At 71.6% G+C, this 12268-nt stretch carries 13 protein-coding genes and 1 pseudogene; 8 read left to right on the top strand and 6 right to left on the bottom strand.

Annotated elements, in window-relative coordinates; all coding sequences use genetic code 11:
- Nucleotides 1-28: 28 nt before the first annotated feature.
- On the top strand, nt 29-550 hold the full coding sequence (locus N5I75_RS04050) for an AAA family ATPase (RefSeq protein ID WP_476674343.1): 522 nt from the start codon (nt 29-31) through the stop codon (nt 548-550).
- Here the strand turns inward: N5I75_RS04050 and N5I75_RS04055 are convergent.
- The gene (locus N5I75_RS04055) at nt 483-890 is read right to left on the bottom strand and encodes a hypothetical protein (protein ID WP_476674345.1); all 408 of its coding nucleotides are present in this window, start codon (nt 888-890) and stop codon (nt 483-485) included. The two genes, N5I75_RS04050 and N5I75_RS04055, sit on opposite strands and share 68 nt — an antisense overlap.
- Nucleotides 891-911: 21 nt before the next feature.
- A complete protein-coding gene (locus N5I75_RS04060) occupies nt 912-1481 on the bottom strand; it encodes a CGNR zinc finger domain-containing protein (RefSeq protein WP_476674347.1) in 570 nt (189 codons plus the stop codon).
- An 83-nt stretch (nt 1482-1564) separates the two neighbouring features.
- Between N5I75_RS04060 and N5I75_RS04065 the strand changes: the two genes are divergently transcribed.
- Nucleotides 1565-2740 carry an epoxide hydrolase family protein gene (locus tag N5I75_RS04065; RefSeq protein ID WP_476674349.1) on the top strand — a complete coding sequence of 392 codons (1176 nt, stop codon included), beginning with the start codon at nt 1565-1567 and terminating at the stop codon, nt 2738-2740.
- 11 nt (nt 2741-2751) lie between these two features.
- Here the strand turns inward: N5I75_RS04065 and N5I75_RS04070 are convergent, their stop codons facing one another.
- Nucleotides 2752-3057, bottom strand: a complete 306-nt coding sequence (locus N5I75_RS04070; protein WP_476674351.1) for a hypothetical protein — start codon at nt 3055-3057, stop codon at nt 2752-2754.
- 154 nt (nt 3058-3211) lie between these two features.
- Here N5I75_RS04070 and N5I75_RS04075 point away from each other — a divergent pair, with 154 nt between their 5' ends.
- From N5I75_RS04075 to N5I75_RS04090, 4 genes are all read left to right on the top strand, one after another.
- Nucleotides 3212-4081 (top strand): nucleic acid/nucleotide deaminase domain-containing protein, encoded by an 870-nt coding sequence (locus N5I75_RS04075; protein WP_476674353.1) that lies wholly within the window; start codon nt 3212-3214, stop codon nt 4079-4081.
- Nucleotides 4082-4110: 29 nt separating this feature from the next.
- Nucleotides 4111-5793: a hypothetical protein gene (locus N5I75_RS04080; RefSeq protein WP_476674355.1), complete on the top strand. Its 1683-nt coding sequence runs from the start codon at nt 4111-4113 to the stop codon at nt 5791-5793.
- A 138-nt stretch (nt 5794-5931) separates the two neighbouring features.
- Nucleotides 5932-7632: a WXG100-like domain-containing protein gene (locus tag N5I75_RS04085; RefSeq protein WP_476674357.1), complete on the top strand. Its 1701-nt coding sequence runs from the start codon at nt 5932-5934 to the stop codon at nt 7630-7632.
- A gap of 85 nt (nt 7633-7717) precedes the next feature.
- Nucleotides 7718-8335 carry an SUKH-4 family immunity protein gene (locus tag N5I75_RS04090; RefSeq protein WP_476674359.1) on the top strand — a complete coding sequence of 206 codons (618 nt, stop codon included), beginning with the start codon at nt 7718-7720 and terminating at the stop codon, nt 8333-8335.
- Nucleotides 8336-8348: 13 nt separating this feature from the next.
- On the opposite strand, the gene N5I75_RS04095 is transcribed toward N5I75_RS04090, so the two are convergent.
- Nucleotides 8349-8708, bottom strand: a complete 360-nt coding sequence (locus N5I75_RS04095; RefSeq protein ID WP_476674748.1) for a DoxX family protein — start codon at nt 8706-8708, stop codon at nt 8349-8351.
- 117 nt (nt 8709-8825) lie between these two features.
- Between N5I75_RS04095 and N5I75_RS04100 the strand changes: the two genes are divergently transcribed.
- Nucleotides 8826-9680, top strand: coding sequence for a LysR family transcriptional regulator (locus N5I75_RS04100; RefSeq protein WP_476674361.1), 855 nt, complete (start codon nt 8826-8828; stop codon nt 9678-9680).
- A gap of 51 nt (nt 9681-9731) precedes the next feature.
- Complete coding sequence (locus tag N5I75_RS04105; protein ID WP_476674363.1) at nt 9732-10772, top strand: hypothetical protein; 1041 nt, start codon at nt 9732-9734, stop codon at nt 10770-10772.
- 18 nt (nt 10773-10790) lie between these two features.
- Here the strand turns inward: N5I75_RS04105 and aztD are convergent, their stop codons facing one another.
- Nucleotides 10791-12026 (bottom strand): zinc metallochaperone AztD, encoded by a 1236-nt coding sequence (aztD, locus tag N5I75_RS04110; RefSeq protein ID WP_476674365.1) that lies wholly within the window; start codon nt 12024-12026, stop codon nt 10791-10793.
- Between the two features lie 112 nt (nt 12027-12138).
- Nucleotides 12139-12268, bottom strand: a pseudogene (locus N5I75_RS04115) (zinc ABC transporter substrate-binding protein); the annotation flags it as partial.

Genomic DNA, 12268 nt, shown 5'->3' on the forward strand with positions numbered 1-12268 from the left:
GCGACGTGCGCGGCACTAGCGTCGGCCCATGATCGTATGGCTCAACGGGACACACGGCGCGGGCAAGACGACCACCAGCCGGCTCGTGCAGCGGTTGCTCCCGGACTCGCGGGTCTTCGACGCCGAGAAGGTCGGCGAGACGCTCATGGACATCGAGCCGGGCCTGCCCGCGACGGACAACTTCCAGCACTGGCCGCCGTGGCGCACCCTGGTCGTCGAGACGGCCCGCCGCGTGCTCGACTACACCGGGGGCACGCTGGTGATGCCCATGACGGTCCTCGTCGAGGAGTACTGGCGCGAGATCGGCGCGGGCCTCGCCCACCATGCCATCCCCGTACGGCACTTCGTCCTCCACGCGGACCAGGACACCCTGCGCGGACGCATCGAGGGGGACACGGTCATGGGCCCCTCACCGTTTCGCCTCCGCTACCTGGAGCCCTACGCCGAGGCGTCCCGCACGTGGCTGCACGCCGAGGCGGAGGTCATCGACACGACCCACTTGGCACCGGCACAGGTGGCAGCACGGATCGCGGCGTCGGTGCGGCGCTGAGGCCCGGCGCGGGGGCGCGCCAGTCACGGGCCAGAGCGGCGGCGTCCGACGGTGTCAGGAGCAGGGCGTCGAGCGTGTCGGACGCCAGCTGTTCGGGGCTCCAGTCGGTGTCCTCGTCGTCGGGGCCGAGGTGCTGGATGACCCACATGCGGAGCGCGAACTCCTGACGGTCCTCCCGCGCCGACTCCCGCGGCCCCGCTCCGCGCATGCGCCTGTTCGCGAGCAAGGACACCTTGGCCCACCGCCGCCGTACCTCGGGCGGCTGCTCGACGTCGTAGTACGCCCGCGACTGCGCACGGAGCCGCTCCTCTTCGAGCCGTCCCCAGTCACGCGCGTCCATGACGAAATCCCCGGGTGGCGTTCACTCCGCCGCGCTGGGACTCTTGCGCTCGTTGAAACGGGCCTTCTTCTGGCGGTTGCCGCAGGTGTTCATGTCGCACCATTTGCGGGTGCGGCTCTGGCTGGTGTCGAAGAAGGCGGCCTGGCAGGTCGGGGAGGCGCACAGGGCCAGCCTGCCGTCCCGTTCGCCCGCGAGGATGTCGATCGCGTCGGCGGCGATCACGCTGAGGGCGTCCTCCACGCGGGAATCCGAGCCGAGCCGCCAGCGCCGCTCGCGCTCGGGCGTCAGGGTGGCCGCGGCCCGCCCCTGCGCGCTGCAGTCGTTGATGACCTGGACGGCGGACGCGGGCAGAGCCTCTGCGAGCGCGGCCGCGGTCGCGGCGGCGTGGATCGACTCCCGCAGCTCCCGGGCGCGGGCGAGCTGCGCCGCGGTGCAGGAGTCGACGGCGAGGCCGTACACCGCCAGCCAGTCGACAAGTCGACCCGGGACGGGAATGCGCTCCACAGGCACGCCGTGACGCTCCGACAGCGTCCCGGTGAAGCTGGTCGCCAGGACCTTGCCGAGGCGGAACTCAGGAAACTCAGCGCGCATGGAACCACCTTAGCCGGTTGCGGAGGTGGTGCGGGGCTTGCTAGAACCGTCTTAGCCGGTTCCACGGAAGGCCAGGAGGTCTCATGCCCCGCCCGACGACCAGCCACGTAGAAGTGTTCAAGGCCCACACGACCGACGCCGACCTCGACGACCTGCGCGCCCGCCTTGCCGCGGCGCGCCTGCCGGAGCCCGAGACCGTCCAGGGCGCCGCGCCCGGCCCCGACCGATGGGCGCAGGGTGTTCCGCTCGCCGACCTCGTCGACGTCGTCGACCACTGGCGCACCGCGTACGACTGGCGGTCGTTCGAGGCGCGGCTCGACCGGATCGGCCAGTTCCGTACCGTCATCGACGGCCTGGGCATCCACTTCCTGCACCGCCGGTCCGCCCGGGCGGACGCCACCCCGCTGGTCCTGACGCACGGCTGGCCGGGCAGCGTCGCCGAGTTCACCGACGTCGTGGACGAACTGGCGGACCCGGAGTGCGCGGACGCGCCGGCGTTCCATGTCGTGGTCCCGTCGCTGCCCGGCTTCGGGTACAGCGACAAGCCGGCCGCCACCGGATGGGGGACCGAGAGGATCGCCGCCGCGTGGGTCGAGCTGATGGGCAGGCTCGGCTACGACAGGTTCCTGGCGCACGGCGGTGACTGGGGAGGCCCCGTCACCACCCTCCTCGGCGGCAGGTACCCGGCACACGTGCTCGGCATCCACTCGACGTTCGCCCAGGCGCCGCCCGGACTCTCCACGGACGGGCTGACGGCGGCCGAACGCGTCTGGACCGAGGACACCCGGCACTTCTGGCGCCACCGCGCGGCGTACGCGAAGCAGCAGGCGACACGGCCGCAGACCATCGGCTACTCGCTCGTCGACTCACCGGTCGGGCTGCTCGCCTGGATTCTCGACAAGTTCGCGGAGTGGTCGGACACCGAGGACAGCCCGTTCGAGACGATCTCCCTGGACCGGGTTCTCGACAACGTCACCCTGTACTGGCTGACCCGTACCGGCGCGTCCGCGGCCCGCATCTACTACGAGAGCCACAACTCCCTGGACCCCGACCTCCGCGTCGACGTCCCGTCGGCCCTCACCATGTACCCCCGCGACATCGAGAAGAGCCCGCGCCCGTGGGCACAGGAGCGGTACCGGCAGATCGTCCGCTGGACGGCGCCCGAGCGCGGGGGACACTTCCCGTCCCTGGAGGTTCCCGGGTTCTTCGTCGACGACCTGCGGGAGGGGCTGGCGGCGGTACTCGCCGCCCGCGCGTGACGACCCGGCGGCTACGCGGGCGTCTCCTCACGGTGGGCGGCGGACCTGCGGCTCCGCCGCCCCGCGAGGAAGGCGAGGACGAGCGCCGCGCAGGCGACGGCGTCGCACGTCGCGTTCACGGCCCACGGGGCGCCGACGGCGTCGGGCAGTCTGGACCAGAGGAAGACCCATGCGAGGAGCAGCGGCAGGAACGTGCGGCGGACGCCGTGGCGGAGCCGGGCGTCCGGCGGGACGCGGCGGCCGGTGACGTACCCGTGGGCGGCGACGCCGAGGAAGAGGGTTCCGGCGCCGCTGACGCCCCACGCGATCCAGTCCATGTCCGTCCTCGTCGTCCTCGTCGTCCTCCCTGTCCCGGCCGACCGGCGAAGCTTAAGCGCCGCGGCTCGTCCCGAGTTCGTCACGCCCCTCCGAGTCGCCCCCGGCCTGCGCATAGGGTGGTGCCGGTAAGTCCGTCACCATGGAAGGTCTGTGATGCCCGAGCTGCCCTCGGACCCCGCCGTCGCACAGTTCGGCCCCCAGGGGCTGCGCCGCATCAGCGTGCCCGCCTCGTACGGGACCGTGCCCGCCTCGGCCCGTACCCACCTCGCGCAGGTCGGCGTGCCGCTGCACGTCGGGCCGTACTTCATCGCGGCGGACGACACCGACGGGATCACCCTCGGGATGTTCACCGGCCACCGCGGCGTCACGCTGCAGGGCGACTGGGCGGAGTGGGTGCGCATCGGCACCGACCGCCTCGCCCACCTGTGCGTCCGCACCGACGGTTCCGTGCAGGCCCTGTTCCTCGGCCGTGAGGAGCCCGCCCTGTTCGTGAACTCGGACATCGCCGCCTTCACGCACTGCGCCGCGGTCCTCGACCGCGCCCTCCCGGTGATCGCCGCCTCCGACGGACTCCAGGCGGCCGCCGAGGCGTTCGCCGCGATGGTCCAGGAGATCCGGCAGATCGACCCGGAGGCCGTCGCCGACCGGGAGAACTGGTGGCCGCGGGTCCTCGACGACGTGCGGCACGCCCTCAACTTCCCCTTCTCGTCCGCGTTCGAGTACGTGAACAAGGAGGGTGCGAAGCAGATCGTCACCGCCCAGGCCAGCCCCGGTCGGCTCCACCCCGAGGAGCAGCTGTGGCAGCAGCTCTCCTCCTCCGGCGTCGAGCCCGAGCAGGTGTCGCGCGTCTACTGCGAGCTCGAACCGTGCATGATGCCCGGCCACTACTGCGCCGCCTGGCTGGAGGCGGTGCTCCCGCACGCCGAGTTCACGCACAGCTTCGACTACGGGGACACCGCGGACTCCCGCGAGGAGGGCCTCAAGGAGCTCATCACGCACGCCGCCCAGCAGGACCAGCGGTGACGCGCCCCCGGATGCACAGAGGTGGACGCATGAGCGCCGAGCCCGCCCTGCCCTGGTCCCGGCCCGCCTCCGGGCGCGAACCCGCCGCGGCCGCCCTGCTCGCCTGGCTCGGCGACCCGGACGCCCCGGGCCTCGCCGTGGTCACCGGCTCGGCGAACCGCGGCAAGTCGGAGCTGCTCGCCTGGCTGATCGGGCACGGCACCCGGCCCGGCACCGTCGGCGAGCGCCGCGTCCACGGCTTCGTACCGCTGCCCGGCCAGACGGTGACCACCACCGCCTGGATGCTCGGCGAACAGCTGTCGATCGCCGCCGGTTCCCCGGGCGCGCTCCTCGCCGGGCTCGCCGCCGACCCGCGCCGTACCGTCATCGCGCTGCCCGAGCTGCACGCGGCCGAGCAGCCCGACGCCCTCGCCGAACTGGCACTGGAACTGGCGGCGTTGGACCACGTGCGCGTGCTCGTGGAGGTGCGCTCCGGTACGTCGTGGGAGCGGGAGCTCACCGCCGGGCCGTGCGCGCGGATGGACCTGGACGAGCCGCAGTGGACCGACGAGGCGCGCCGCGCGTCCTGGGCGGCCGACCACCCGGACCGGCCCGCGAAGCAGGACCCCGGGCCGGAGGAGCCGCTGGACCTGGACGACCCGGCGTCGGTCTGCGCCGCCGACCCCTGGCGCGTGACCACCGCCTACGAACGCTCCGAGGAGAGCCACGGCGGGCTGCGCGCCGCCTGGCTGCGGGCGGGCGCCTCGCTGACCCGCGAGCAGCCGCCCGCCGAGCGGGCCCTGGTCCTGCTCGCGGCGCTCGGTGACGCGGGGGACCCGCGTCTGCCCGCCGCGCTCAACTCCCTCGCGCAAAATGCCTCGTGGTCGGTCGTCTGGCACCGGGTGCGCGGCGACGTGACCCCGCCGTGGCCCGGGCCGGTCCGCTCGGTGGCGGTCGGTGGCGGCCCCCTCGCCGGGCGGCTCGTCGTCGCCGACCACCAGGGCACGGTCCGTGTCCTGGACGCGGAGAGCGCCGCCGCCGTCGGCCGTCTCCCGCACTCCGCGCCCGGCGGCCGCGCCGTCGCGGAGCACGGCGACGGCACCGTGACCGTCCTCGACGAGCACGGCCGGCTGCACACCCAGCGCGCCGCCGAGTCCGCGAAGCCCGGCGGGATCGCCGCCCTCCTGGAGGACGGCCCCTCCCCGCAGGACCAACTCCGCGAAGCAGTACAGGAGTACACGGACCGCCAGCAGGAGCCTGTCACCGCCCTGAGCGGTGGCGCCGGGCGGCGGGTGGTGTTCGGTGACGCCGCCGGGACCGTGCATGTGGTGGCCGCCGGCACCGGGCCGCGCACCGCCGCCCTGCACCGGGGGCCCGTCACCGCCGTCGCCGGGACCGATCTGCCCGTCTCCGCCGAGGGTGACACCGTCCCGCTGCTCTACACCGGCGGCGCCGACGGCACCGTACGCGCGTGGGCTCCGCACGCGGACCCCATGCCCGAGCCGGTGGCCGCCCGCGACTGCGCGGTCGTGGCGGTGGCCGTGACGACGGTCGACGGCGGCCCGGTCCTCGCGATCGCCTGGGCCGACGGCCTGGTCGAGCACCGGGTCCTGGAGGACGACCGGCTGCGGACCTTCCGTCCGGGCGGCCGGGCCTACGCCCTTGCCTTCACGGCCGAAGGCGACCTGGTGGTGGGGACGGACGAGGCGCTGGTGCGGCTGCGGCAGCGCTGACAACTCCGGTGACTTTGCCGTCACATGGGGGTCCCGTCACAGAACTGTGTTGCGACGGGGCTCCCTTGTGCACCTGACAACCTGCACCGATAGCCTGGGGGGACAGGTGTTGCAGCAGGTGATGGGGAGCGCGCGCGTATGGGTCTGGTACTGCCGAGCATCATCGACGAGGCGCTCGACCTCATCGGGGTCAGCTGGCCCAATGTCGACGAGGACGACTACTTCGAGATGGCGACGTCCATGCGGGACTTCGCCGACAAGTTCGAGGGCCACGGCGGTGACGCGGACAAGGCGGTGAACCGCATCCTGTCCTCGTCCGAGGGCTGGGCCGTCGAGTCCATGCAGAAGCACTGGTCGCATGTGAAGACCGGGCACCTGGACAAGATCCCCGAGGTGGCGCGGCTGTTCGCGACCGCCTGCGACGGTGTCGGCGAGATCATCCGCGGTCTGAAGGTGAAGGCGGGCGTCGAACTCGGCATCCTCGCCGGCACCATCGTCGCCGAACTCGCCGCCGCGCCCTTCACCCTGGGGCTCTCCGCCGCGGCCGCCGCCGGTGAGATCGCGCTGATGCGCACCATCGTGAAGCGGCTCATCGACGAGGCGGTCGACCAGATCGTCGACGCGCTGATCACGAAGGTCACCGAGCCCGTCACCGGCAAACTCGCCGAACTGGTCTCGGACATGACGCTGGATCTGGCCGAGGGCGCCTTCAACCCCGGTGACAAGCCGGGCGGGATGCAGCTGGCCTCCGCGGGCGACGAGCCCGGCGGCTCCGGCTCCGGTGGCGCGGGCAAGCGGACGGTCATCGACCACTTCGAGTTCGAGGACGGCGCGGGCAAGGTCTCCCGGCACGGCACCGACCTGGGCAGCCAGTCGAGCGTCCACCTCTCCAGCGGGCGCAGCTCCTTCGGCAAGACCAAGGGCAAGGACCCGATGACCGCGTCCTTCGACGCCATCCTCGAAGGTGCGATCGACGGCCTGGAGAAGGCGACACTGAAGGTGACCAAGCATGTCACCGACACCGTCCCGGACCGCGTGAAGGCCGCCTCCAAGCACCAGAAGCGCAAGGACCGCGACATCGGCGACGAGGCCGAGCGGGTCGACGTCAAGCGGGTCAAGCGCGACGGTGACACGCCGATGTACCTGCTCAGCGACGACGGATCGATCCGCCAGCTGCACCACGACGGCACGACCAGCCCGGTCAAGTCCACGGACAAGTCCGGCGTTCACGATGTCCTCGGTGACAAAGCCTGGTACCCGTGGAACAACCAGCCGGAGAAGCAGAGCAAGGTCAAGAACAAGAAGGGCGCCAAGGGCAAGAAAGTCACCTCCACGAAGGTCGCCCCCGGAAAGACGGAACTGGGCCGGGCCGCGCAGCTCGGCCGCTACGCCAATCGCAAAGAGGGCCGTTCCTACGTTCCGGGCGGCAACTACGCCTCGGCCATGTACGACGACGGCAAGGGCAAGAAGTTCATCCTCGTCGGCGCCAGCGGCAAGGCCCACTCCGAACGCTCCATCGGGCACCCGCTGATAAAGAAGGGGCACCAGGACTTCGTCAGCGAGCTCTATACGGAACGTGAGCCCTGCCAGAAGAATCCCAAATGCGACAAGTACCTGGCCAAGGTGTTCCCCGACCATCTGGACGTCACCCACAGCCAGAAGTACGACCAGCACGAGAAGCTGCCCGACGGCACGGACGTCAGCGACTACAAGAAGGACCGCGAACACCGCGCCTATATCAAGTGGCTGCACGACGAGTGGGACAAGAAGGGTGTCGACGGCGGGCGCACTGATACGGTGATGGACCTTTCTCCCTCGGACAACAAGTTCGTCCCTTAAATACTCGCAACCCTCCAGATCTCCAGATCTCCAGATCCTCAAAGTCCCGCGGCGTGCTCTTGGCCGCTGAATTCGGAGTACGGCAGTGCTTTTCGACGTCACTCGCGGCGAACTCGTCGACCTCTTCGGCGAGGACCGCCTCGTGACCTTGCCCGCCACCGCTTTCCCGCCCGCCGCGGCGGACACCGAGGGCGCGCGGCTGCTGCAGACCGTCGGCGCCCCCACCGGGACGCTTCTGCTGCGGGAGCCCGGTGAGGACAGCGGCCGGCTGCCCCTCGTGCGGGACGTCGTGGACACCGAGGACTTCGAGGACGCCGAGGAGGGCGCGGGCGCGTGGCCCGTCATCGGCTGGCTGCTCAACGCCCATCTCGCCCTCGACCCCGGCTCCGGCAAGGTCCACGCCTTCGACGACGACGAGGAGACCGTGCGGGAGCTGCACGCGGACGTCTCCTCCCTCGTCCAGGTCACCTCCCGGTTCCAGCGTCTGCTCGACACGTTCGCCTTCGGCGGCGACGAAAGCGAGGAAGAGGCCGAGTTCGAGCGCCTGGCGGGCGAGGTGAAGCGGATCGGCGACGAGACGAGCGAGGTCGATCCGCTGCCGTTCGAGGACGACGAGACGGTCTGGTCGGTGGTGGGCGACGAGATCGCGGCGGGCCAGCGGTTCGTGGACGGCAGCCCGGGGGCCGCTTCGCTGTACGGGTGACCGCCTGCTGTCCTCAGCGTGCGGTGGCCGGCCAGATGGTGACCGCCGCGAGGACGACAAGGCCGATGTTGAGCGCGATCCGCCGGTCCTCACCGCTCAGATGGACGGCGATCGCGCCCACTTGGAGAACGACGAGTCCGGCGGCCGCGGCCACCGCGAGCGCGGGCGCGATGCCGGTCAGCGGCGGCAGGACCAGGCCGAAGGCGCCGAGTATCTCGACGACGCCGAGGGCTCTCAGCGCGGGCAGCGGCGTGCGGTCGACCCAGGCCATCATCGGCCGGAGCTGATCGCGGTCGCGGATCACTTTCAGGGCGCCTGCGTAGAGGTAGAAGAGGGCGAGCGGCCCCGCGAGGATCCAGTAGGCGATGTTCATGGTCTCCGTCCAGGTTCTGCGGGGTCCTTCGGTCGTGGACACGAGTTCAGCGCGCAGGCGCCGTCCCTGTCCAAGACCGGTCTGGCCACCCCGATACCGCGTGGGTATCGTTGCAGCGTGGAGCTACGGACCTTGCGTTATTTCCTGGCCGTCGCCGAAGAACTCCACTTCGGGCGGGCCGCCAACCGGCTGCACATGAGCCAGCCGCCGCTGAGCCGGGCGATCAAACAGCTGGAGGCGGAGGTCGGCGCCCCGCTCTTCGTCCGTTCCCCCACGGGCGTCACGCTCACCGCGGTGGGCACGGTCCTCCTCGACGAGGCGCGGGCGCTGCTCGACCACGCCGAACGCGTCCGGACCCGGGTGGGCGCGGCGGCCGGCGCCTCCACCCTCACCGTCGGCATCCTCGGCGACACCACCGACCCCGGAGTCTCCAGACTGGCCGCCGCCTTCCGGCGCAAGCACCCCGGGGTCGACATCCGCATCCGCGACGCCGAACTGACCGACCCGACCTGCGGGTTGCGCGCCCACCTGGTCGACGTCGCCCTGACCAGGGCCCCGTTCGACGAGACCGCCCTGACGGTACGGGCCCTGCGGGACGACCCCGTCGGCGTGGTCCTGCGCGCGGACGACCCGCTGGCCCGCCGCGGCGCGCTGCGCGTGGCCGAACTGAGCGAGCGCCGCTGGTTCCAGTTCCCGGAGGGCACCGATCCCGTCTGGCAGGCGTACTGGAACGCGGGCAGCCCGCGCGAGGGGCCCGTCGTGCGCGCCGTCCAGGAATGCCTCCAGGCGGTGCTCTGGAACGGCACGGTCGGCCTGGCCCCGCTCGGCCACGACCTGCCCGCGGAGTTCGCCCTCGTACCGCTGGTGGACATGGCACCGAGCCGGGTGGTGGCGGCGTGGAACGAGAACGACGGCAACCCCCTGATCCTGTCGTTCGTGGAGATGGCGGTGGCGGCGTACCAGAGAAAGTGAACAGGCAGCCAGCGAGGGCCCGTTGTCAGTGCCGCCTCCTACATTGGCGTCATGGAGATCGACAAGCAGTCCCTCGCGGCGGCCTGGCGGCGGACGGCCGCACGGCACGCCCTGCTCACCGACGTCGCGATGCCGCCGGTCACAGTGGACGAGGACGAGTGGGAGGACTGGGCCGAGCGCGCAGAGGAGGCGGGGGGCGACGGCCTGTTCCTGCGCGTGGACGAGGACGGGACGGTGTACGGCTGCTTCGGCGCCGATCAGGAGCGTTTCGCCACCCGCGACCTCGACGAGGTGGTGTACCTGATCGCCGAGGCCGCGATGCGGCAGCGCGCGGACAGCCTCGCGGAAGCGGCGGAGCTGATGGACCGGATCGATCCGGCATGGGGCCGACGGTTCCGCGGCGGCGGCCCGGAGGAGACCGGGGCGGCCGAGGTGTGCGGGCGCGATCCGCTGGAGGGGCTGGCCTGGATAGCCCCGTCCTGGCGCGAGCAGGACCCGTACACGCATCTCGTCTTCTTCCGCGCGGCGCCCGGTCAGCGCGTCGACGCCGAGCAGGTGGCCCTGCTGTACGGGGCGGACCCCGCGCAGGTCACCGGCGGCACCCGGCTGCGGGACCTCATGGCGGTCGACGACGGCCGGGCCCACTGGGACCGCCAGTACAAGAGCTGCTGCTTCGGCGAGGCGGGCGGCTGGACCTACCTGCTGCACCACGACATACCGCCGGGCGGCTTCGCCGACAAGGAGGCGTACGCCGCGCTCGGCATCGAGGAACAGGTGTGGCTGTCCGCCACCATGGCCAAAGCCATCTACACCTTCAGCTACCTGCGGGACGGTCACCGCGTCGACGACGGCGACAACGGCACGCTGGAGCTGCTCTCGTACGACCGCGGCTACGCTCCCTATCGGCGTGGCGGCGAACTGGACTTCCTGAACCGCGCCCTGCGCCGGGCCGAGCTGGACCACCCCGAACTGACCGACACCTACCAGCTGTACTTCCACGCCTTGGAGGACGCCCTCGGCCTGCGGCTGCCGCACCAGGAGTTCGCGGAGGGGGAGGTGCGGGCCGCGTACTGGGCCGAGGGCCGTCATTGACCGGCCGCTGCTCGCGGATCAGTGCGCCGCGACGCCCGACAGCTCGTTGCTGCTCTTCGGCAGGGTGACCGACGCGAGCTTCTTCCCGGAGTCCAGGTCGATCGCGTGCACCTGCTTCGTGCCGGGCTCGGAGACGTACGCGGTGTGGTCGCGGACGAACAGGTTGGGCCGGGTCCGCTGCCAGTCCAGCGGCTCCTGCCACGCGCCCACCGCCGCGATCTTCTTCACCTTCTTGCCGGAGACCGGGTCGATGACGTGGATGGCACCGTCCGTGCCGAGGACGAGCGCCTCACCCTCCGGGCCGCGCGCCAGGGACCGGAACGTGTAGCTGGTGCCCAGGTCGACGAGGCGCAGGGTGCCCTTCTCGGTGTCGATCAGGGACACCCGGGTCGGCCGCTCCAGCTCCGCCTCCGGGTCGGTCTTGTAGTCGCCGAGCAGGACGGGGGAGGCGTCGCTGCCGGCCTGGTTGCCGATGCGGCCGTAGGCGTCGGGCGCGTCGACCTTGGTGAACCTGCCGTCCTTGTAGACGAGCACGCCGTCCTCGCAGCCGACGGCGACGGCCTCGCCCTTCGCCGCGGCCTCGCCGTGGACACCGGGGCACTGCTCGTTGCGGGCGATTTCCTTGTCGTCCTTGTCCAGGACGAGGGCGCCGGTGCGCTTCTCCTCCGTGCCGAGGGTGGTGAGGAGTTCGCCGTTCTCCAGCTCGATGGCGACACCGTGATGCGCCTCGGCGGAGGTGTAGGTGCGCCCCTCGGGCTTCTTGCCCGAGAGGAGATCCGCGGGGTCGAAGACGTTGACCTCGCCGGTGCCGTCCGTGAAGAGCACCGTCTTGCCCGCGTGACGGACGACGTGGCCGGGCTTGGCGCCCTTGTACTCGATGTCCGTGAGCTTCTGACCTGCCGCGTCCAGGACCCGGAAGCCGCTGTCGGTGGAGACGATCACATGGTCCGCGTCACCGGCGGGGTTGACGCGGTTGTACCCGGCGAGCTCGATCGTCTTGGTCCGCTTCAGGGTCTTGCCGTCCAGGATGTACAGGCCGCCGTCGAACGTGGCGACGACCGGGTCCGCGACCTCGGCGGCGGGTGCGGCACGCCCCGCACTCCGCTTCTGGGAACCGGAGTCGGAGGGGGTCGAGGAGCCCGCGTCGGAATCCTGCGCTCCGCAGGCGGTGAGGACGGTGGCGACGGCCAGGGTCAGCGCCGTGGCGGTGACCGCCGTGCCGGTGCGGCTTCGCCCGCGTATGGAGGTGTTCATAGGTGTGTCGGTTCCTTTCCGGGCCGCGCGGTGGCGGCGTGTTCCGTGTGGAGTGGAGGTGTGAGGGGCTGTGACGGGATGGGGGGTGTATGGGGGGATGTGGGTGGGGGATTCAGGTGAGGCCGTCGGTCATCGCCTCGGTGTTGGCGCGCATCATCCGCAGATACGTGTCCGCGCCCTCGCCCTTCGCGGTCAGCGACTCGGAGTACAGCTCGACGACCCGTACCCGGCCGCCGAGTTCG

The organism is Streptomyces sp. R818 (genome assembly GCF_056172735.1).